Raw genomic sequence first — 20414 nt, forward strand, 5'->3', positions numbered from 1 at the left:
CCCCACCAACAAGCTGATAGGCCGCGGGCCCATCCCCAGCCGGAAACCCTTTCCACCACCATCCATGCGGACAGCAGTGAACATCCGGTATTAGCCCCAATTTCTTGGAGTTATCCCAGAGCCGGGGGCAGGTTGCCCACGTGTTACTCACCCGTTCGCCACTAGGAACACCCCCGAAGAGGCGCCCTCGTTCGACTTGCATGTGTTAAGCACGCCGCCAGCGTTCGTCCTGAGCCAGGATCAAACTCTCCGTAGATGAACTTGATACCAGGCCGAGAACCGCGAGCTGACACTCGCGGAATCAATCAACCAAAGGAATCCCACCGCGCCACAGGCGCGGACGGGGTATTACTTGGCACTGACTTTCGGCACGCTGTTGAGTTCTCAAGGAGCGGACGCGCTCGTACTCCGGCCTTTCGGGCCTTCGTTCGAGGCGGTGTCCCCACTGTACACCGTGCTCCGCAGCAGTCGAACCTCAGGGGTTCTCCCGGCGGTTTCCCAGGCGCTCGGCCCGGTCTGTTCTCGCTCGGTGCAGGGACAACCATACACACCCTCGGAGGGGTCGTGCACGGGGGTCCGCGGGTCCGTGTCGAGCCCGGGGATCGGCGCCGGACACGGGGTGCAACGGCCACCACGGCCGGTCCATTCCCCACCCGCCCGGGCGCCGGCGTCGCCTGAGCTCAGGCGACGCCGGCGGGGCGGAACTGCACGCTCACCCGGGGGCCGACGGGCCGCGTCGTCTTCGGGATGCAGTGCTCCCACGTGCGCTGGCACGAACCACCCATCACCACGAGGTCGCCGTGCCCGAGGGAGAAGCGGAGGGACTCGCCACCGCCGACGGGGCGCAGGAGCAGCGGCCTCGGGGACCCGAAGGAGACGATCGCCACCATCGTGTCCTGCGTGCGGCTGCGGCCCAGCCGGTCCCCGTGCCAGGCGACGCTGTCCCGCCCGTCGCGGTACAGGCACATGCCGGCGGTGACGAAGGGCTCACCGAGCTCGGGCCCGTAGTGCGCGTCGAGCGCGGCGTGGGCCTCGGTGAGCAGCGGGTGCGGCAGCGCCTCGCCGCGCCCGTACCAGCGCAGCAACCGCGGGACGGCGACCTCGCGGTCGTACATCTGCCGCCGGTCGGCGCGCCAGCCGATGTCGCCGAGCAGGACCTCCAGGACGGCGTCCGACCCCCTCACCCAGCCCGGCAGGTGGTCGACCCACGCCCCGCCGTCGAGCACGTGCCGGCGGACCCGGCCCCGCAGAGGCGTGAGCGCGGCCTCCTCGGCGACGTCGAACATCGACGGCTGGTGCGCGAGCTCCATGCCCGGCAGGCTAGCGCCGATCGAACGCGTGTACGAGTCGTCAGGCGGTGAGGGCCAGGGCGAACGGCAGCACCCGCGACGCCCCGGCCAGCCGCAGCTCCCGGCCCGCCACGGTCATCGTCCAGCGGGAGTCGGCGAGGTCGTCGACGAGGAGCACGGGAACGGGCCCGAGCTCCGCGAGCCGCGACCGCAGCTCCGGGCCGACGACGATCCGCTGCCACACCCCGGCCAGCCGGAAGGCGCTGTTGCCCCCGGGACCGCCGGTGGGCCCACCGCTCGCGAGCGACAGCTCACCCAGGTAGGGCAGCCGCCCGAGCCGCGCCAGGCCCTGCGCCACCCCGGTGACCAGCTGCGGACGCCGCCGTGAGGGGACGGCCACCACCGCGGCCGGCCGCTCTGCCCAGTCCCAGGCGCCGAGCACGCGGGCGCAGGCACGCAGCAGGTCGTCGTCCGGGGGGACGTCGGACACCGACCGCTGCACGGGGACGTCGAAGGCGGCGTCGGGGTCCTCCTCGATGCCGGGCGCCTCGACGTCGAGGGTCACGGTGCCGCCCACGCCGTCGTCACCGAGCAGGGTGCGCAGCCGCTGGCCCCAGCCGAGGTCGGTGAGCCGGGCGACGGCCCGGCCCGGGTCCACCTGCTCGGCCGGCGCGATCTTCCCCTTGACCGTCACGCCGAGCCGGTCGGCACCGGTGGGCCACTGGGCCCTCGGGGCGAGCTCGACGCCGGGACGGTCGAGTGCCGCCGAGGCGGCCTGCGCCGCACCCTCGGGGACGTCGGTGGGGTACCAGGGGCCGGCGCAGACGTCGCAGCGGCCGCACGGGGCGGCGGTCGGGTCGTCGAGCGCCTCCTGGAGGAAGGCCATCCGGCACCGTGCCTCGTCGACCGGCCTCGCGTAGGCGATCATCGCGCGCTGCTCGGCCTCCCGGGTGCGGGCGACGCGGGCGTAGCGGTCGGCGTCGTAGACCCACGGCCGGCCGGTGGACCGCCAGCCGCCCTGCACCCGCTCGACCGCGCCGTCGACGGCGAGCACCTTGAGCAGCAGCTCCAGGCGGGAGCGGCGGACGTCGGCCACGGTCTCCAGCCGCGCCACCGACCACGGCTTCCCGTCGGCCATCGCGGACAGGACGGCGGTGGCGTGGTCCTCCCTCGGCATCGACGATGTGGCGAACCACTGCCAGATGGCGAGGTCCTCCGGGCCGGGCAGGAGCAGCACGTCGGCGTGGTCGACGGCGCGGCCGGCGCGGCCCACCTGCTGGTAGTAGCTGACCGGCGAGGACGGCGCCCCGAGGTGGACGACGAACCCGAGGTCGGGCTTGTCGAAGCCCATGCCCAGGGCCGAGGTGGCGATCAGCGCCTTGACCCGGTTCTCCCGCAGCGCCTCCTCGGCCTCCTTGCGGTCGGCGTCGTCGAGGCGGCCGGTGTAGGCGCGCACGTGGTGCCCGGCGTCGCGCAGCAGCGTCGCGGTCTCCTCCGCGGCGGCGACGGTGAGGGTGTAGACGATGCCGCTGCCCGGCAGGTCCCCCAGGTGGGCAGCGAGCCAGGCCAGCCGGGCGCGGTCGGTGGGCAGCCGGAGCACGCCCAGGCGCAGCGAGTCGCGCGCCAGCGGGCCGCGCACCGTGGTCACCCCCACGCCGCCGGCGCCGAGCTGCTCGGCGACGTCGGCCACCACGCGCTCGTTGGCCGTGGCCGTGGTGGCCAGGACCGGCGTGCCGGCCGGCAGCGTGCCGAGCAGGTCGCGGATGCGGCGGTAGTCGGGGCGGAAGTCGTGTCCCCAGTCGGAGACGCAGTGCGCCTCGTCGACGACGAGCAGGCCGCAGCGGGCGACCAGGCCGGGCAGCTGCTCCTCGCGGAAGCGCGGGTTGGTCAGCCGCTCCGGGGAGACGAGCAGGACGTCGACGTCGTCGGCGGCCAGCGCGGCGGCGACGTCGTCCCACTCGGTGGCGTTGGCGCTGGAGATCTCGACGGCGCGGATGCCGGCGCGGGCGGCGGCGGCGACCTGGTCGCGCATCAGGGCCAGCAGCGGGCTGACCAGCAGGGTGGGACCGGCGCCGCGGCGGCGCAGCAGCGCGGTGGAGACGAAGTACACCGCCGACTTGCCCCAGCCGGTGCGCTGCACGACCAGCGCCCGCTCGGAGCGCTCGACCAGCGCGGCGACGGCGGCGTCCTGCCCCTCGCGGAAGACCGCGTCCGGCCGGCCGGTGAGCTCCCGGAGGACCCCCAGGGCCTCGGTGGCGAGGTCGGCGGACGGCGCGGCGGTGGTCATGGCTCCCGACAGTAGGTGCGTCCCCCGACAGCAGGACCGTCCGTGCGGGACCTGGGGACGGCGGGCAGGATGGTGACGATGCGACCACCGGACAACCACGTGCACACCGGGTGGTCGTGGGACACCCCGAGCTCGGTGACCATGGCCCGCGCCTGCGAGCGGGCCGTCGCGCAGGGGCTGCCGGCGATCGCCTTCACCGAGCACCTCGACTTCACCGTGTGGGGCCCCGACGACCGGGCCACCACGCTGGGCCTGGTCGACCGGCACGCCTCCCGGCACGAGCCGATCGACACCGAGGGCTACTGGGCCGAGCTGGCCGAGGTCCGCGAGCGGTTCCCCGAGCTGCGCGTCTGGTCCGGCGTCGAGGCCGGCGAGCCGCACCTGTTCGCGTCGAGCGTCGCCGCGCACCTCGCCGACGCGCCGGTCGACCGGGTCCTCGGCTCGCTGCACTCCCTGCACGACGGCGACCGGCTCTACGGCGTCGGGCAGCTGCTCTACTCCGACGCCGACGGCACGATGCGCCGCTACCTCGCCGAGGTCGTCGACATGGTCGAGAGCAGCGACGTCTTCCAGGTGCTCGCCCACGTCGACTTCCCCCGGCGCTACTGGCCCGGCGGCTCCCACCGGTACGTGGAGAAGGACTACGAGGAGGAGTACCGGGCGGTGTTCCGCGCCCTGGCCGGCACCGGCCGCGCGCTGGAGGTCAACACCAGCAGCCCGCTGGCCTCGGCCGACCAGGTGCGCTGGTTCCGCGAGGAGGGCGGCGAGGCGGTCAGCTTCGGCAGCGACGCGCACCAGCCGTACGCGGTCGGTCAGCGCTTCGACCTCGCGGTCGACGTCGTGGAGGCGGCCGGCTTCCGCCCCGGGCGCGACCGGTTCGACTTCTGGCGCCGCTGAGACTCCTGGCGCCGCTGAGACTCCTGGCGCCGCTGAGCTCAGCCGGCCACCCGGTCGAGTGCGGCGCGCCACGTCCGGGGGAAGGCGACCGGCCCGAGCAGGCGCTGGAGCAGGAGCACCACCCGACCGCGCAGACCGCGGCCGCCGGAGTGGTGCACCGTCACGTCGAGGTGGCTGCCGCCGTCGGCGCGCGGCGTGATCCGGACGTCCCCGGTGCCGCGGTCGCAGTGGTCGCTGTCGAGCAACGTCCAGGTGACCCGGTCCGGGGTCGGCCACTCGTAGCGCAGCAGCACCCAGAAGGGCACGCCCGCGCTGCCCTCGCGGATCACGGCCCAGCCCTCGCCCTGCTCCCGGACCTCGTACTTCGCCGGGTCCAGGGTCTGCGACCACACCTCCAGCCGCCGGTCGCTGACGTCGGTGAACGCCTCGAGGACCTGCTGCGGGGTGGCGCGGGTGTCCAACCCGAAGTGGATGCGCACGGCCGTCTCCTCCCGGTCACCCCCGCTCCCCGGATCGTCCCGCGGTCGACCACCCCACGGTGCGCAGGACGTCCCCGTCGGGTACTTCACCGCTAAGAGAAACGCCGCTAGGGTCGCCGGGGTGACGTCCCGCCGCGTGGTGATCGCCCTGGGTGGCAACGCCATGACCGGAGCCGACGGCTCGGCCACCCCGCAGGCCCAGCGGGACGCGATCCGCGAGGCGGCCGGCCACGTCGCCGAGGTGGTCGCCGCCGGGGTCGAGGTGGTGCTCACCCACGGCAACGGCCCCCAGGTGGGCAACCTGCTGGTCAAGAACGAGCTCGCCGCGAAGGTCGTGCCCCCGGTGCCGCTGGACTGGAACGTCGCGCAGACGCAGGCCACCATCGCCTTCACCATCGCCGACGAGCTGGACGCGGCCCTGACCACCCGGGGGCTCCCCCAGCGCACCGCCGGGCTGGTCACGCGCACCCTGGTCGACACCGACGACCCGCACTTCCGCGAGCCGTCGAAGCCGGTGGGCCGCTTCGTGTCCCGCGAGGAGGCCGAACGGTTCGTCGCTCTCGGTCAGGTCTGGGAGGACCGGGGCCCGCGCGGCTGGCGGCGGGTGGTCGCCTCGCCCGAGCCGAGGTCGGTCGTCGACTCCCCCGCCGTCCACGCCCTCGCGGCGGCCGGCTTCGTCGTCGTCTGCGCCGGTGGCGGGGGCATCCCGGTGACCGACGACGGCGGGGACGGCGCCCCGCTGCGCGGCGTCGAGGCCGTCATCGACAAGGACCTCACCGCCGCCGTCCTGGCGCGCGACCTGGGGGCCGACACCCTGGTGATCGCCACCGACGTCGCGAACGTGATGGTGGACTTCGGCAAGCCGTCCCAGCGGCCACTCGGCCGGGTCACGGTGGCCGAGCTCCGCGCGCACGCCGCGGACGGCCAGTTCGCCCGGGGCTCCATGGGCCCCAAGGTCGAGGCCGTCCTCCGCTTCGTCGAGGCCGGCGGCGAGCGCGCCGTCGTCACCTCGCTCGAGAACATCGCCGGCGCCGTCACCGGGGACGCCGTCGGCACCGTGCTCACCACCGCATAGCGACAGGACCTCCTCCTCCCCGCCCCTCGCGAGCCCGGGGCGGGACCCGGGAGGGGGCCACAGAGAGAGGAAGCTGCCGTGCCCGCACCGATCGAGGTCCGCAAGGTCCCCCTGCACAGCGTCAGCGACGCCAGCGAGCTGGCGAAGCTCATCGACGACGGCGTCATGGAGGCCGACCGGGTCGTCGCCGTCATCGGCAAGACCGAGGGCAACGGCGGCGTCAACGACTACACGCGGATCATCGCCGACCGCGCCTTCCGCGAGGTGCTGCTGGAGAAGGGCACTCGCAGCAAGGAGGAGGTCGCCCAGATCCCGATCGTGTGGTCCGGCGGCACCGACGGCGTCATCAGCCCGCACGCGACCGTCTTCGCCACCCTGCCCGAGGACGCCGTCGAGAAGACCGACGAGCCGCGGCTGACCGTGGGCTACGCCATGAGCGACCGGATCCTGCCCGAGGACATCGGCCGGGTCGCCATGATCGAGAAGGTCGCCGAGGGCGTGCGCAAGGCCATGGCGGCGGCCGGCATCGACGACGCCGCCGACGTCCACTACGTCCAGACGAAGACGCCGCTGCTGACCATCGACACCATCCGCGACGCCAAGAGCCGCGGGAAGACCGTGTGGACCGAGCACACCCACGAGTCGATGGACCTGTCCAACGCCACGACGGCGCTGGGCATCGCCGTCGCCCTCGGTGAGATCGAGATGCCGGGCGACGAGGACGTCATGCACGACCTGTCGCTGTTCTCCTCGGTGGCCTCGTGCTCGTCGGGCGTCGAGCTCGACCGCGCGCAGATCGTCGTCGTCGGCAACGCCCGTGGCCACGGCGGGGCCTACCGGATCGGCCACTCGGTCATGCAGGACGCGCTCGACCAGGACGGCATCTGGGCGGCCATCCGCTCGGCCGGCCTGGAGCTGCCGGAGCGGCCGCACCACACCGACCTCGGCGACCGGCTGGTCAACGTCTTCCTCAAGTGCGAGGCCGACCCGAGCGGCATGGTCCGCGACCGCCGCAACGCGATGCTCGACGACTCCGACGTGCACTGGCACCGGCAGATCAAGGCCACCGTCGGCGGCGTCACCGCGGCGGTGACCGGCGACCCGGCGGTGTTCGTGTCGGTGGCCGCGGTGCACCAGGGCCCCTCCGGAGGCGGCCCGGTCGCGGCGATCGTCCGGGCCTGACCCCGGGCGCCGCGCCGGCCTCGCGGTCGGCGCGGCGCCCGCAGCCGTCCCGTGACGCGCACCGGTCCGCGGTGCACCGGGGCTCCTCTACGTTGGACGGCCGGGCGCGGCGGTCGGGGGGCCCGCGGGACGAGGGGGCGGGTGTGGGCAGACGCGTCCGGTCGCACCTGCCGCCCGCGGGGGTGCTGGCCTCGCTGGCCGTCCTCGACCTGGTCGCCGGGCGCGGGGAGGTGCTCATCGGCCTCGTCGCGGTGGCACCGCTCGTGGCCGCCGCCCTCACCGGGCGTCGAGCCACCGTCGTCTACGGCGTCCTGACCCTGCTCACCGCGGCCCTGCTGGGGTTCTACGACGAGCAGTACACGGGGCCGGCCCTCCCGGTGCAGGTCATCCGGCTGGTGGCGATCGCCGTCGTGGCCGTCGTGGCCCTCGGGATCTGCCAGGTGCGGCTGCGGCGCGAGGCGGAGCTGGCCCGGGTCAGCGCCGAGGCGGCGTCGGCACGGGCGTCGCTGGAGCTCGCGGAGAACCTGCAGCGTCACCTGCTCGGGCCCCCGCCGGTGGTCCCGTTCCTGGAGTCCGCGGTGCGCTACCTGCCGGCCGTGCGCGAGACCCGGGTCGGCGGGGACTGGTACGACGCCTTCCCCGCGGCCGACGGCGGCACGGTGCTGGTCATCGGGGACGTCGCCGGCCACGACCCCCAGGCGGCGGCCGCCATGGCCGAGGTCCGCGGGATGCTGCGGGCGGTGGCCGTGGACGCCTCGTCCCCGGCCGGGGTCCTCGAGGCGCTGGACCGCGTGATGGCGCACCCGGCGGTGCCCGCACTGGCCACCGTCGTCGTCGCCGTGGTCACCCCCACCGGCGAGGGCGTCGGGCTGCGGTGGTCGAACGCCGGACACCCGCCGCCGGTGCTCGTCGGCGCGGACGGGGCGGTGCGGCTGCTCGCCCGCGCCCCCGAGCCGCTGCTCGGCGTGGCGCCGGACACCGCCCGGACCGACGCCGAGCTGGTCCTGCGGCCGGGCGACACGCTGCTGCTCTACACCGACGGACTCGTCGAACGGCGGGACGGCACGCTGGACGAGGGCACCGCCTGGCTGGTCGGGGAGCTCGCCTCGCGCGCGCACGACCCCCTCGGAGAGCTCTGCGACCGGCTGCTGGCCGCCGTGGCCCGCGTCGCCCGCCACGACGACGTCGCCCTGCTCGCCGTGCGCGTGCCCGCCTAGCCGACGACGGTCAGGTACGCCGGCGGGACGGCGTCGACGAGCCAGACACCGTTGGCGGAGCGGGTGAACTCGGCGCCGGCCGCGGCCAGCCCCGCGGCGTCGACCCGCAGGACGGCGGCCCGGCCGCGGCGCTCCCCCACCGCACGGGCGGTCGGCTCGTCGGGGCTCAGGTGCACCGCGTGCCGCCCGCCCGGGCGCAGCCCCTCGGCGAGGATCGCGGGCAGGGTGCGCACCGGCGTGCCGTGGAAGAGCACGGCCGGCGGCGGCTCGGGGGTGTAGCCCAGCGCGACCGGCAGGCTGTGTCCCTGGCTGGCCCGGATCCGCGTGCCGGTGCCGTCGACGGCGAAGCGCTGCTTGTCGTTGCCCGCGACGACGCGGTCGAGCTCCTCGCGGGTCAGCGGCAGCCCGTGCGCGGCCAGGGCGGCGAGGAGCGCGTCGACGTCGACCCAGCCGGCGTCGTCGAGGGTCAGTCCGACGCTGTCGGGCCGGTGCCGCAGCACGTAGGACAGCCGCTTGCTGACCCGGACGACGTCGTCGCGCCCGGCGCTCCTGCCCACGCGGGCAGCCTGCGGGTCGGACCCGCGGACCGCCACCGGGTTAGCGTCGGCACCCGACCGGAGCGGAGGCACGGGTGATCGACAAGCGGGTCGCGACGGTGGCCGACGCCGTCGAGGGCATCGAGGACGGCGCCACCGTGCTCGTCGGCGGCTTCGGCGCGTCGGGGGTCCCGGTGCAGCTGGTGCACGCGCTCCTCGACCGGGGCAGCACCGACCTGACCGTGGTCACGAACAACGCCGGCTCCGGCGAGACCGACGTCGCCGCCCTGCTCCGCGAGCGCCGGGTGCGGAAGATCGTCTGCTCCTACCCGCGGTCGGCCGGGTCGGTCTGGTTCGAGGAGCGCTGGCGGGCCGGCGAGGTGGAGCTCGAGCTGGTGCCGCAGGGGACGCTCAGCGAGCGGATGCGCGCCGCGGCCGCCGGGCTCGGGGGCTTCTTCACCCCCACCGGCGCCGACACCCGGCTCGCCGAGGGCAAGGAGGTGCGGGTGATCGACGGCCGCCGGCACGTGTTCGAGGAACCGCTGCGCGGCGACGTCGCGCTGGTGAAGGCGGCGCGGGCCGACCGCTGGGGCAACCTGGTCTACCGCACCGCGGCGCGCAACTTCGGCCCGACCATGGTCGCGGCCGCCGCGCTGTCCGTCGTCGAGGTCGACGAGTTCGTCGAGCTCGGCGAGCTCGACCCGGAGACGATCGTGACGCCGGGGATCTTCGTCGACCGCGTCGTCCGGGTGGGCGCGGCATGAGGCCCGACCTGCGACTGAGCGTGCGCGACGTCGCCCGCCGGGTCGCCCGCGAGGTCCCCGACGGCGCCTACGTCAACCTCGGCATCGGCCTGCCCACGCTGGTCGCCGACTGCCTGGGCGACGACCGGGAGGTCGTCTTCCACTCGGAGAACGGCATCCTCGGCATGGGCCCGGCCCCGGCGCCCGGCGAGGAGGACCCGGAACTGGTCAACGCCGGCAAGCAGCCGGTGACCCTGCTGCCGGGCGGGGCGTTCTTCCACCACACCGACGCCTTCCTCATGATGCGCGGCGGCCACCTCGACCTCACCGTCCTCGGCGCCTTCCAGGTGTCGGAGACCGGGGACCTGGCCAACTGGGCCACCGGCGACGCCTCGCACCCGCCCGCGGTGGGCGGCGCGATGGACCTCGCCGTCGGCGCCCGGCGCGTGCTGGTCATGACGACGCACACCACCCGGGGCGGCGAGCCCAAGCTCCTGCCCCGCTGCACCTACCCGCTGACCGCCGCCGGCGTGGTCGACCGCGTCTACACCGACCTCGCCGTCCTCGACGTCACCGGCGAGGGCTTCCTCGTGCGCGAGATGGTCGCCGGGCTCACCCGCGACGACCTGCAGGGCGCCACCGCGGCCCGGCTGTCCTTCGCCGACGACGTCACCGAGCTCGTCCCCGGCGAGCGCGAGTAGCACTCCCCGACCAGCCGCTCCTCCCGGCAGGCCCGGTCGGCCGGCCGGATCTCGAGGGTGGGCCGGCGCAGCGGTCAGCGCCGGGCGAACCAGCTGTCCTCGGGGATCTCCGGCGCGGGACGCGGCCGGCCCGGGCCGCGCCGTCGGGGCGGCTCCCAGGGCCAGAGCTCCACCACGCCCTCGGCGGCCGCGCGGATCGCCGTCCCGTCGAGCACCACGCTGGTCTCCGGCACACCGAGCTCCGGGCACCGCACGACGACCGTCAGCGGCCCGGCCGGTGGGAACGGGGACAGCCACCAGGAGTGGTCGACGGAGTACTCGCTGCCCGAGCCACTCCCCTGGGTGAAGACGACCTCGCCACCCCACTCGGTCTCGCCGACGTTGTCGACCCGGGTGCCGTCGGCCAGCTCGAGCCCGAGGAGCAGCGGCGGAGCGCCGGGGCCGGGCTGCCAGAGGACCTCGTGCAGCTCGGTCCCGGACAGGCTCCCCGGCCGGACGCGGACGGCCAGGTCGAACGCCAGGCCCGTCGAGTGGACCGCATCCCCAGCAGCGCGATCACGGCGTCGTCGGTGCGCGCGAGCAGCACGCCCTGCGGCAGGGCCACCGGCAGCTCGTTGTCCGGTGCCCCCATGCGTCGCAGGGCGTCGCCGTCCGGCTCGCCGTCCGGCCAGCGGCTCCCCACGCGCCGCAGCCTGGCCGATTCCCTGCGGCCCGGCAAGCGGCGCCGAGATCACGCGATCTCGGCGCCCAGCGGCGCCTCCCCCGTCGAGATCACGCGATCTCGACGGGGGAGTCAGGCCGCGGTCGCGGGGCGGGCCTCCTGGGCGAGGGCGGCCAGCGCCTGCTCGAAGCACTCCCGCGGCGGCTGCACCAGCCCCGCGCCGACCTGACCGGTGCCGGCCACCCGCCCGGCCATGCCGGTGTTGATCTGCGGCAGCCAGCCGGTGCGGGCCACGGCGAGGACGTCGATGCCGGTCGGGGCGCCGCGGAAGCCGAGGATCGGGATCGCCATGGCCGGGTTCTCGGCGAGGGTGAGCTGGTACATCCGCTCGGTGGTGGCCAGCGCGTCGGGGACGGTGCCGCCGACGAACCGCACGATCGCCGGCGCCGCGGCCATCGAGAACCCGCCGACGCCGTAGGTCTCCATGATCGCGGAGTCGCCGATGTCGGGGTTGGCGTCCTCGGGGCCGTAGTCGCCGAGGAACAGGCCCACCGGCGTCTGCGCCGGGCCGGTGAACCAGCGGTCGCCGGTGCCCGCCGTCTGCACGCCGAACTCCGTGCCGTTGCGGGCCATCACCGTGACCATCGTCGAGCCGGGGACGTCGCGGGCGGCGTCCATGGCCAGCTTCGCCGCCGGCATGCCGAGGTTGAGGAAGAAGTGCTCGTTGCCGCCGATGAAGCGCAGCGCGGCGGCGACGTCGTCGGACGGCGCGTCGAGCGCCACCAGGGCCGGGGACAGCTCGCGCAGGGTCATCAGGGAGCCGGCGCGGTTGCGGTTGTGCCCCTCGTCGCCCATCTGCAGCATCTGCGCGAGCACGGCCTTGACGTCGAGCGGCTCGGCCATCGACCGCACCGCCCGCGCCAGCAGCGGGCCGAGGACGTCGCGCATCCAGGCCAGCCGGGTGAGGACCTCCTCGCCGAAGGCGCCCATCCGCAGCACCTTGCCCAGGCCCTCGTTGAGGTTGCAGTAGGCGCGGCCGCCGTTGACCGGGTCCTCCAGGCACCAGGCCCACATCGACGGCGACGTCACGCCGGCCATCGGGCCCACGGCGGAGTGGTGGTGGCAGGGGTCGAGGGTCACCCCGCCGGAGGCGAGCAGCGCCTCGGCCTCCTCGACCGTGGCCGCCCACCCCTCGAACAGGCAGGCGCCGAGGAGCGCCCCGCGCATCGGGCCCGACGCCGCCTCCCAGGTCAGCGGGGGACCGGAGTGCAGCAGCAGGCGGCCCTCGAGGCCGAGCACCTCGCCCGCGGGCCGCACGTCGGTCAGCACCGCCCCGGCCGCGAGCACCCGCTCGACCGCCGTCCGGTTGGCCGCCGCGCGGCGCGGGTCCAGGGCCAGGGCGGCGAGGTCGGCGGGGTCGCCGATCCCCGGCGGCCGCCAGTCGACGTCGGTCACCTCCGTCCCCTGCGCACGCAGCGCGCCGGAGAAGACGTCCACACCGGCGGCCACCACCGCCGGCGGGCCGTCGAGCAGGCCACCCAGGCTCATCGCGCGTCTCCCAGCAGGTCGAGGGCGTGCCGCGTGGCCGCGGCGTTGGAGGCGAAGACGGCGGCACCGGCCGCGGCGAGGGCGTCGGCCTGCCGGCTCCAGCCCTGCGGGTCGGCCTCGGTGCCGACCAGCGCGACGACCACCGGCAGCTGCGCCTTCTCCCGGGCGGCGGCCAGGGCCGGGGCGAGGCTCGCCGCCGGGTCGGCGTCGGCGCCGTACCCGAGGACGACGTCGAGCAGCAGCACCGCGGGCTCACCCGAGGCGGCCAGCCGCGCGATCGCCTCCAGCCGCAGCGTGGGGTCGATCATCGGGTGCGCCCGGCCGACGGTGAGCGCGTCGTCGCCGAAGTCGACGACCACGTGCCCGGGTGCGGACAGGTCCGTGCCCAGGTCGAGCTCGGGACGCAGCGGGGTGTTGGAGCGGACGTCGCCGAGCACCGGCGCGGCCAGCAGCATCGCCTCGTCGGCGAGCGTGCCGCCAGAGTAGAAGCCCTTGAGGACCGCGCCGGGCGGCGCGGCGCCGTCCGGCCCGGGCCGGGACGGCCACCGCGGCACCTCGCGGCCCAGGTCGGCCAGCAGCGCCTCGACGGCGGCGGTGAGGTCGGGCGTCTCCGGGCTCAGCGCCGCCGACCGCACCGGCGTGGCCAGCCCGCCGGCGGCCCGCGCGACGGCCTCGGCCACCGACGGCGCCGGCGGCTTGGAGACGACGAGCACCCGCTCGGTGCCGGGGTCGGCGTCGAGCGCGGCGAGGGCGTCGAGGGTGGCCAGCCCGCCGACGGCCTCGGACAGGTCGCGCCCGCCGACGCCGATGACGTGGGAGACGCCGACGCCGGCCGCGTCGAGCAGGCAGGACACCTGCTGCGCGCCGGTGCCCGAGGCCGCGACCACGCCGACCGGGCCGGGGCGGACGACGTTGGCGAAGCCGAGGGCGACGCCGGAGACGATCGCGGTGCCGCAGTCGGGGCCCATGACCAGGACGCCGGCCTCGTGCGCGGCGCGCTTGAGCGCGACCTCCTGCTCCACCGGGACGCCGTCGGAGAAGACCAGCACGCTGCGTCCCGCCGCGATCGCGTCGGCGGCCTCGAGCGCCGCGTACTGCCCGGGGACGCTGACGATCGCGAGGGCGGCGCCGTCGGGGGCGAGGCCGTCGAGGCCGGCGCCGATCGTGCGGGCCGGCTGCGCGTCGGCCGTCGCCCGGGAGCGCTCGCGCTCGGACAGGGCGGCGTCGACGGCGGTCACCGCGGCGGCCAGGGCGTCGTCGTCGACCGCGCGGACGGCGATGAGCAGCTGGTCGGGCGAGGCCGCGCCCTCGGGTGCCAGCCCCATCCCCTCGGCGAGCTCGACGTTGAGCGGCGTGGCCATGGCCACCAGGACGGCGGTGACGCCGTCGCGCGCGCCGACGTCACGGCTGACCTGCATCAACCGGACGGAGTCGGCGTAGACGCCGCTGCGCAGGGAGACGTGCGAGACGCCCTCTCCGGGGCCTGGTGCGCTCACCTCGCCGACCGTACCGGCCGGTCCCTCACCGGTGAGACACCCGCAGTGCAACGATCTTGTTGCACACCGGAGTTTTAGCGCTGAGGTACTTCCGCGCCTGTGAGACGCGTGACACTGTGACGGCCTCCCGGGGGTGGTGCACCTCCCGGCTGCGTCGGTTGGGCACGTCGAGGAGGTCCCCATGGCGTTCGGGTGGAAGCTGTACGGCGACGGGAAGACGCCACCGCTGGGCGAGGCGGTCGCCCCCGACGAGCGGCTGTCGTGGCCGCGCACCGTCGGCATCGGTGCGCAGCACGTCGTCGCGATGTTCGGGGCGACGTTCGTCTTCCCGATCGTCATGGGGCTCGACCCCAACCTCGCGATCATGATGAGCGGGATCGCGACGATCGTCTTCCTGCTCATCGTCAACAACCGGGTGCCCAGCTACCTGGGCACCAGCGCCTCCTTCGTCGGCGGCGTCGTCGCCGTCCGGGCCCAGGGCGGTGACTCCGGCGACGTCGTCGGCGCGATCCTGGTCTCCGGCGTCGTGCTGGCGCTCATCGGCGTGCTCATCCACTTCGCCGGCGTCCGGTTCCTGCACGCGATCCTGCCGCCGGCGGTGACCGGCGCGGTGGTGCTCCTCATCGGCTTCAACCTGGCCCCGGTGGTGGCCGGCATCTACTGGCCCCAGGACCAGTGGGTGGCCCTGGCCACGATGACCTTCGTCATCGTCGCCTCGCTGCTGCTGCGCGGCTTCTGGGCCCGCATCTCCATCCTGCTGGGCCTGGTCTTCGGCTACCTGCTGTCGGTCCTGCTCGACGCCACCGCCGGGCCCATCACCTCGGTCCTGGGCGGCGCCACGGAGGCCACCACCCACGACCGGATCGACTTCGCCACCGTCGGCCAGGCCGACTGGATCGGCCTGCCGGACTTCACCGCGCCCAGCTTCTCGCTGAACTTCAGCCTGCTGGTGCTGCCCGCCGTCATCGCGCTGGTCGCGGAGAACGCCGGTCACGTCAAGGCGGTCGCGGAGATGACCAAGCGCGACCTCGACCCCTACATGGGCCGGGCGATCATCGCCGACGGCGTCGCCACCGTCGTGGCCACCTCGGTCGGCGGCTCCCCCACCACCACCTACGCCGAGAACATCGGCGTCATGGCCGCCACCCGGGTCTACTCGACGGCGGCCTACTACGTGGCCGCGATCGTGGCGATCCTGCTGGGCCTGTGCCCGAAGTTCGGCGCGCTCATCAACATCATCCCGGGCGGTGTGCTCGGCGGGATCACCGTGGTCCTGTACGGGATGATCGGCCTGCTCGGCGCGAAGATCTGGAAGGAGAACCGCGTCGACTTCGCCAACCCGATCAACCTGGTGCCGCTGGCCGCGGGCATCATCATCGCCATCGGCAACGTGACCATGCAGATCACCGACAACTTCTCCCTCGGCGGCATCGCGCTGGGCACGATCGTGGCGGTCCTCGGCTGGCACGTCGCCCGCGTGCTGGCGCCGGCGGAGATGCGCGCCGCACTCGTCGCCGAGCGCGAGTACCTCGGCGGCACCGGCCCCGCACTGGGCCACACCGGCGCGCACGACCGGTCCCACACCGGGCGGCACGGCTACGACCCCGAGTACAGCCCCGACCCGTCCTCGGTCGACGAGGTCGGCCGGCCCGGCATCGACACCCGTAAGGGGACGCTCGACAGGTGAAACCCGCTCCCTTCCGCTACGCCGACCCCCGGTCCCTCGAGGAAGCACTCGACGTCCTCACCGCCGAGCACGGCGCCAAGGTCCTCGCCGGCGGGCAGTCCCTGATCCCGCTGCTGGCGATGCGGCTCGCGGCCCCGGCCACGCTGGTGGACATCAACCGGGTGCCCGGTCTCGACACCGTCGAGACCACCGGGGACGGCGTGCGGGTGGGAGCGCTGGTCCGGCACGACGGGCTGCTCCGCGACAGCCCCGACGCCACCGCCGCCGCCCGGGTCCAGCCGCTGCTGGCCCGGGCGACGGCGAACGTCGCCCACCCCGCCATCCGCAACCGCGGGACGACGGTCGGCTCGATCGCGCACGCCGACCCCTCCGGCGAGATGACCGCCGTGCTCGCGCTCACCGGCGGCTCGGTCACCGTGGCCACCCCGGAGGGCCGCTCGACGGTGGGCTGGCAGGACCTCTTCGTCGGCCCGCTGGAGACCTCGCTCGCCGGTCCCGCGGTCGTCGTCGACGCGTTCTTCCCGGCGCTCCCGGCCCGCTCCGGGACCGCCTTCGCCGAGATCTCCCGGCGCAAGGGCGACTACGCCGTCTGCGGCGCCGGCGTCGTCGTCACCCTCGACGAGGACCGCCGGGTCGCCGCCGTCCGGGCGTCCTACCTCTCGGTGGGGCTGGTGCCCGAGGTGCACGACCTCACCGAGGCCGTGGCCGGCAAGCCGGTCGACGGCGCCGACTGGGCCGCCGCCGGGGCGCTGGCCCGCACGCTGGTCGACCCCGACGGCGACATCCACGCCAGCGCCGACTACCGGCGGCTGCTCGTGGGTGTGCTGACCGAGCGGACACTGGCGGAGGCAGCAGCCGAGGCACTTGAGAGGACCGCCGCATGACCACGTCCGTCGACAGCGAGCGGACCGTCACCGTCACCGTCAACGGCGTCCTGCGCGAGGCCACCGTGCCCGTGCGCCGGGTGCTGTCGGACCTGCTGCGGGAGGACCTGCGGCTGACCGGCACGCACGTCGGCTGCGCCCACGGCGTGTGCGGGTCGTGCACGGTGCTCGTCGACGGCGTGCCGGTGCGGTCCTGCCTGGTGCTCGCCGTCCAGGTCGACGGCGCGGAGGTGACCACCGTCGAGGGGCTGGCCCGCGAGGACGACCGGGGCGGGCAGGTGCTGCACCCGGTGCAGGAGGCCTTCCGCGAGTGCCACGCCCTGCAGTGCGGGTTCTGCACCCCGGGGTTCCTGGTCACCATCGCCGCCGGGCTCGAGGCCCGCGACGCCACGGCGGAGATCACCGAGGAGGAGGTCGACGAGCTCGTCGGCGGCAACCTCTGCCGGTGCACCGGCTACGCCAACATCAAGAAGGCCGTCCGGCACGCCGCCGCGACCATGCGGGACGACGCCCGGTGAGTGCCTTTGTAGCGCTATTGGCACCTCGGGGGGCTGCCGCGTGACGACGAAGCTGTTCGGCGAGCCGGTGCGGCGGCGCGAGGACGCCCGCCTGATCACCGGGAAGGGCCGCTACCTCGACGACCTCGGCGCCGGCGCGCTGGCCGCAGCCTTCGTGCGCAGCCCGCACGCGCACGCCCGCGTCACCGACGTCGACGTCGAGGCCGCCCTCGACGTCGAGGGCCTGGTCGCCATCTACACCTACGAGGACCTCACCGGCCCGATGGCCGAGCCGATGCCGGTGCTCATCCCGCACCCGCAGCTGCACGCACCGCGGACCGGGTACGCGCTGGCCAACGGCGTCGTGCACCACGTCGGCGAGCCCGTCGTCATGGTGGTGGCCACCGACCGCTACGTCGCCGAGGACGCCGCCGACCGGATCGCGGTGAGCTACGAGGAGCTGCCGGTCGTCGTCGGGGTCGACGCCGCCCGGGAGGCCCGCGCGACCGTCCACGACGACGTCCCGGACAACGTCGCCGCCCGGCACCACCAGGAGACCGGCGACGTCGAGCCGGCGCTGGCCGCCGCACCGCACACGCTGTCGTTCACCCAGTACATCGAGCGCAGCGCCTGCATGCCGCTGGAGGGCAAGGGCGTGCACGCCCGCTGGGACGCCGACGACGGCAGCCTGCGGGTGCACTCCAGCACCCAGGCCTCGACGTCGGTGCGCGCCGCGATCGCGGCCAAGCTCGAGCTGTCGCTGGACCGCGTCGAGGTGATCGCGCCCGACGTCGGCGGCGGCTTCGGCGTCAAGATCGTGCACCCGTGGCCGGAGGAGCTGCTGGTGCCGATGGCGGCCATCCGGCTCGGCCGCGAGGTGAAGTGGGCCGAGGACCGGCGCGAGCACTTCATCTCCAGCGCGCACGAGCGCCAGCAGCGGCAGGAGATCACCGTCGGCTTCGACGACGACGGCCGGATCACCGCCCTCGACGTGCACGTCTGGCACGACAACGGCGCCTACACGCCCTACGGGATCATCGTGCCGATCATCACGGCCACCCAGCTGGTCGGGCCGTACGCGATCCCGGTGTACCGGGTCGTCGTCGAGAGCGTCTACACCAACACCGTCATCGTCACGCCCTACCGCGGGGCCGGGCGGCCGCAGGGCTGCTACGCGATGGAGCGCACGATGGACCGCATCGCCGACGCGCTCGGCCTCGACCGCGCCGAGGTGCGCCGCCGCAACCTCATCACGCCCGACCAGTTCCCCTACGACCACCGCCTGACGTTCCAGGACGGCCGGCCGGTCATCTACGACTCCGGCGACTACCCCGGCCTGCTCGACAAGCTCGTCGCGCTGGTCGGCTGGGACGAGGCCGGGGCGCTGCGCGCCGACGCGCAGGCCCGCGGGAAGCTGCTCGGGATCGGCATGGCGCTCTACGTCGAGGGCACCGGTCCCGGCCCCTACGAGGGCGGGCACGTGCAGGTGCTCGGCAGCGGCAAGGTGCTGGTCTCCACCGGCCTGACCTCGCAGGGCCAGGGGCACGAGACGGTCTTCGCCCAGATCGTCGCCTCCGAGCTGGGCGTGCCCATCGACGACGTCGAGGTGCACACCGGCGACACCCGCCGCTTCGGCTACGCCGTCGGCACCTTCGCCTCCCGCGCCGCGGTGATGAGCGGCAACGCCGTCGCGCTGGCCGCCCGCGGGGTCCGCGAGAAGGCCCTGCGGATCGCCGCCGACGTCCTGGAGGCCGACCCCGCCGACCTCGAGATCGACGAGGGGCAGGTGCAGGTCAAGGGGACGCCGGGGGCGTCGATCCCGCTGCGCACGGTGGCGGTGCTGTCCAACCCGCTGCGCTACGCCTTCGACCAGGCCGCCCAGCAGGCGACGCAGTTCGTCACCCACGACGACAGCAAGCCCCCGGTCGCCCCCGGGGACGCCCCGGGCCTCGAGCACCGCGACTACTACTCCCCCATCCGCTCGACGTTCGCCTCGGGCGCGCACGCGGCCGTGGTGGAGATCGACCCGCGGACGTGGGAGATCGACGTCGTCCGGTACGCCGTCGTGCACGACTGCGGCAACGTGGTCAACCCGATGATCGTCGAGGGGCAGGTGCAGGGCGGCGTCGCGCAGGGGGTGGGCGGGGCGCTGTACGAGCGGATGGCCTACGACGGCGACGGGCAGCTGCAGAACGCGTCGTTCATGGACTTCCTCATGCCCTACGCCTCCGAGGTGCCCGACATCGCGATCGACCACCAGGAGACGCCCTCGCCGCTCAACCCGCTGGGGATCAAGGGTGCCGGCGAGGCCGGTGTCATCCCCGGGACGGCGGCGATCGCCTCGGCGATCGAGGACGCGGTGGGCCGGCGGATCACCTCGATGCCGATCTCCCCCACCGAGCTGTACGACCTGATGAGAGACGAGACGGCGGAGCGCACGGCTGGGTCCCAGCAGGTGCCGCTCCAGACGGGAGTGCCTGCGTGAACCTCGACGGCTCGGCGGTGCTGCACGGCTCGCCCGAGGAGGTCTGGACGGTCATCACCGACCCCGCCGTCCTGGCGCGGACCATCCCCGGCTGCGAGTCGCTGGAGCGGACCGGCGAGGACGAGTACCGGATGGACGTCTCGGTGGGGGTCGGCGCGATCCGCGGGACCTACGCCGGGGAGGTGCGGCTGAGCGACCAGCAGCGGCCGTCGTCCTACGTGATGCACGCGTCCGGCGCCGGTGCGCCGGGCAACGTGCGTGCGACGGTGCGGATCGACCTCGAGCCCACCGACGAGGGGACGACGCTCACCTACTCCGCCGACGCCGTCGTGGGCGGGCCGGTGGCCGGGGTCGGGCAGCGGATGATGACCGGCGTCGCGAAGCGGATGGCCGGCCAGTTCTTCGCCGCCATCGACCGGGAGCTGACCTCCGGGGCGCCGGTGGAGACCGCGCCGGCGGCGGCCCGCGCCACCTCGACGGCGGTGAGCGCGACCGACGCCGTCGCCGCCGTCCCGTCGGGGACGCCGGCCGCGCCCGAGCCGCAGGTGTTCCGCGGCGCCAAGGCGCCGGCCGCCGCGCCGTCGTCGGACGTGCGGACCCTCGCGGCCGGCGCGCTCGGTGGCGCCGGGCTCACGCTGCTCGGCGTCCTCGTCGGCTGGCTGCTCGGCCGCCGCCGCTGACGACCGGCACCGAGGGCCCCCGACCACGGTCGGGGGCCCTCGGTGCGTCCGGGTGGGCACACGCGCCGAG

General features: G+C 74.8%; 18 protein-coding genes and 1 rRNA gene. 11 read left to right on the top strand and 8 right to left on the bottom strand.

Annotated elements, in window-relative coordinates:
• From CHC04_RS17815 to CHC04_RS17825, 3 genes are all read right to left on the bottom strand, one after another.
• A 16S ribosomal RNA gene (locus tag CHC04_RS17815) occupies window positions 1–256 on the bottom strand; the annotation flags it as partial.
• A gap of 424 nt (window positions 257–680) precedes the next feature.
• Entirely contained in the window at window positions 681–1310 is a 630-nt protein-coding gene (locus tag CHC04_RS17820) for an alpha-ketoglutarate-dependent dioxygenase AlkB (protein ID WP_089405309.1), read from the bottom strand.
• Window positions 1311–1350: 40 nt separating this feature from the next.
• The gene (locus tag CHC04_RS17825) at window positions 1351–3576 is read right to left on the bottom strand and encodes a RecQ family ATP-dependent DNA helicase (RefSeq protein WP_089405310.1); all 2226 of its coding nucleotides are present in this window, start codon (window positions 3574–3576) and stop codon (window positions 1351–1353) included.
• 78 nt (window positions 3577–3654) lie between these two features.
• Here CHC04_RS17825 and CHC04_RS17830 point away from each other — a divergent pair, with 78 nt between their 5' ends.
• Window positions 3655–4473, top strand: a complete 819-nt coding sequence (locus tag CHC04_RS17830; RefSeq protein ID WP_089405504.1) for a PHP domain-containing protein — start codon at window positions 3655–3657, stop codon at window positions 4471–4473.
• Between the two features lie 38 nt (window positions 4474–4511).
• Here the strand turns inward: CHC04_RS17830 and CHC04_RS17835 are convergent, their stop codons facing one another.
• Complete coding sequence (locus CHC04_RS17835; protein ID WP_141233848.1) at window positions 4512–4952, bottom strand: SRPBCC family protein; 441 nt, start codon at window positions 4950–4952, stop codon at window positions 4512–4514.
• A gap of 121 nt (window positions 4953–5073) precedes the next feature.
• On the opposite strand from CHC04_RS17835, the gene CHC04_RS17840 reads away from it, so the two are divergent.
• From CHC04_RS17840 to CHC04_RS17850, 3 genes are all read left to right on the top strand, one after another.
• Complete coding sequence (locus CHC04_RS17840; RefSeq protein WP_217897435.1) at window positions 5074–6027, top strand: carbamate kinase; 954 nt, start codon at window positions 5074–5076, stop codon at window positions 6025–6027.
• A gap of 78 nt (window positions 6028–6105) precedes the next feature.
• Complete coding sequence (bar, locus tag CHC04_RS17845; protein WP_089405312.1) at window positions 6106–7209, top strand: barbiturase; 1104 nt, start codon at window positions 6106–6108, stop codon at window positions 7207–7209.
• 143 nt (window positions 7210–7352) lie between these two features.
• Complete coding sequence (locus tag CHC04_RS17850; RefSeq protein WP_245817411.1) at window positions 7353–8426, top strand: PP2C family protein-serine/threonine phosphatase; 1074 nt, start codon at window positions 7353–7355, stop codon at window positions 8424–8426.
• Here CHC04_RS17850 and CHC04_RS17855 read toward each other — a convergent pair.
• On the bottom strand, window positions 8423–8983 hold the full coding sequence (locus CHC04_RS17855; protein WP_089405506.1) for an RNA 2'-phosphotransferase: 561 nt from the start codon (window positions 8981–8983) through the stop codon (window positions 8423–8425). The genes CHC04_RS17850 and CHC04_RS17855 overlap by 4 nt on opposite strands.
• 74 nt (window positions 8984–9057) lie before the next feature.
• Between CHC04_RS17855 and CHC04_RS17860 the strand changes: the two genes are divergently transcribed.
• Window positions 9058–9726 (top strand): 3-oxoacid CoA-transferase subunit A, encoded by a 669-nt coding sequence (locus CHC04_RS17860; RefSeq protein WP_089405313.1) that lies wholly within the window; start codon window positions 9058–9060, stop codon window positions 9724–9726.
• Window positions 9723–10406 (top strand): 3-oxoacid CoA-transferase subunit B, encoded by a 684-nt coding sequence (locus CHC04_RS17865; protein WP_089405314.1) that lies wholly within the window; start codon window positions 9723–9725, stop codon window positions 10404–10406. Before CHC04_RS17860 ends, CHC04_RS17865 begins: the two co-directional genes overlap by 4 nt.
• A gap of 74 nt (window positions 10407–10480) precedes the next feature.
• Here the strand turns inward: CHC04_RS17865 and CHC04_RS24305 are convergent, their stop codons facing one another.
• The 3 genes from CHC04_RS24305 to CHC04_RS17880 form a co-directional block, all read right to left on the bottom strand.
• Window positions 10481–10639 (bottom strand): hypothetical protein, encoded by a 159-nt coding sequence (locus tag CHC04_RS24305; protein WP_176450080.1) that lies wholly within the window; start codon window positions 10637–10639, stop codon window positions 10481–10483.
• A 560-nt stretch (window positions 10640–11199) separates the two neighbouring features.
• Window positions 11200–12615, bottom strand: a complete 1416-nt coding sequence (locus CHC04_RS17875; protein ID WP_089405316.1) for a YlbE family protein — start codon at window positions 12613–12615, stop codon at window positions 11200–11202.
• The gene (locus CHC04_RS17880) at window positions 12612–14111 is read right to left on the bottom strand and encodes an AllF/FdrA family protein (RefSeq protein WP_217897436.1); all 1500 of its coding nucleotides are present in this window, start codon (window positions 14109–14111) and stop codon (window positions 12612–12614) included. Before CHC04_RS17880 ends, CHC04_RS17875 begins: the two co-directional genes overlap by 4 nt.
• Before the next feature lie 181 nt (window positions 14112–14292).
• On the opposite strand from CHC04_RS17880, the gene CHC04_RS17885 reads away from it, so the two are divergent.
• From CHC04_RS17885 to CHC04_RS17905, 5 genes are read left to right on the top strand one after another with little or no spacing between them, the layout of a single operon-like run.
• A complete protein-coding gene (locus CHC04_RS17885; RefSeq protein ID WP_089405317.1) occupies window positions 14293–15798 on the top strand; it encodes a uracil-xanthine permease family protein in 1506 nt (501 codons plus the stop codon).
• Entirely contained in the window at window positions 15795–16682 is an 888-nt protein-coding gene (locus CHC04_RS17890; protein ID WP_089405318.1) for an FAD binding domain-containing protein, read from the top strand. The genes CHC04_RS17885 and CHC04_RS17890 overlap by 4 nt, the downstream gene beginning before the upstream one ends.
• Window positions 16679–17200, top strand: a complete 522-nt coding sequence (locus CHC04_RS17895; protein ID WP_089405319.1) for a (2Fe-2S)-binding protein — start codon at window positions 16679–16681, stop codon at window positions 17198–17200. The genes CHC04_RS17890 and CHC04_RS17895 overlap by 4 nt, the downstream gene beginning before the upstream one ends.
• 40 nt (window positions 17201–17240) lie before the next feature.
• Window positions 17241–19664, top strand: a complete 2424-nt coding sequence (gene cutA / locus CHC04_RS17900) for an aerobic carbon-monoxide dehydrogenase large subunit (protein WP_089405320.1) — start codon at window positions 17241–17243, stop codon at window positions 19662–19664.
• Complete coding sequence (locus CHC04_RS17905) at window positions 19661–20344, top strand: SRPBCC family protein (protein ID WP_089405321.1); 684 nt, start codon at window positions 19661–19663, stop codon at window positions 20342–20344. Before cutA ends, CHC04_RS17905 begins: the two co-directional genes overlap by 4 nt.
• Window positions 20345–20414: the final 70 nt, after the last annotated feature.

The sequence above is a fragment of the Geodermatophilus saharensis genome (genome assembly GCF_900188205.1).
Classification (GTDB): Bacteria; Actinomycetota; Actinomycetes; order Mycobacteriales; family Geodermatophilaceae; genus Geodermatophilus; species Geodermatophilus saharensis.

Bases quoted from the DNA above. Each gene is read 5' to 3' on its own strand.
- CHC04_RS17895 (WP_089405319.1), top strand. From the start codon at position 16,679: ATGACCACGTCCGTCGACAGCGAGCGGACCGTCACCGTCACCGTCAAC.
- CHC04_RS17885 (WP_089405317.1), top strand. From the start codon at position 14,293: ATGGCGTTCGGGTGGAAGCTGTACGGCGACGGGAAGACGCCACCGCTG.
- CHC04_RS17825 (WP_089405310.1), bottom strand. From the start codon at position 3,576: ATGACCACCGCCGCGCCGTCCGCCGACCTCGCCACCGAGGCCCTGGGG.
- CHC04_RS17820 (WP_089405309.1), bottom strand. From the start codon at position 1,310: ATGGAGCTCGCGCACCAGCCGTCGATGTTCGACGTCGCCGAGGAGGCC.
- CHC04_RS17875 (WP_089405316.1), bottom strand. From the start codon at position 12,615: ATGAGCCTGGGTGGCCTGCTCGACGGCCCGCCGGCGGTGGTGGCCGCC.
- CHC04_RS17830 (WP_089405504.1), top strand. From the start codon at position 3,655: ATGCGACCACCGGACAACCACGTGCACACCGGGTGGTCGTGGGACACC.
- CHC04_RS17865 (WP_089405314.1), top strand. From the start codon at position 9,723: ATGAGGCCCGACCTGCGACTGAGCGTGCGCGACGTCGCCCGCCGGGTC.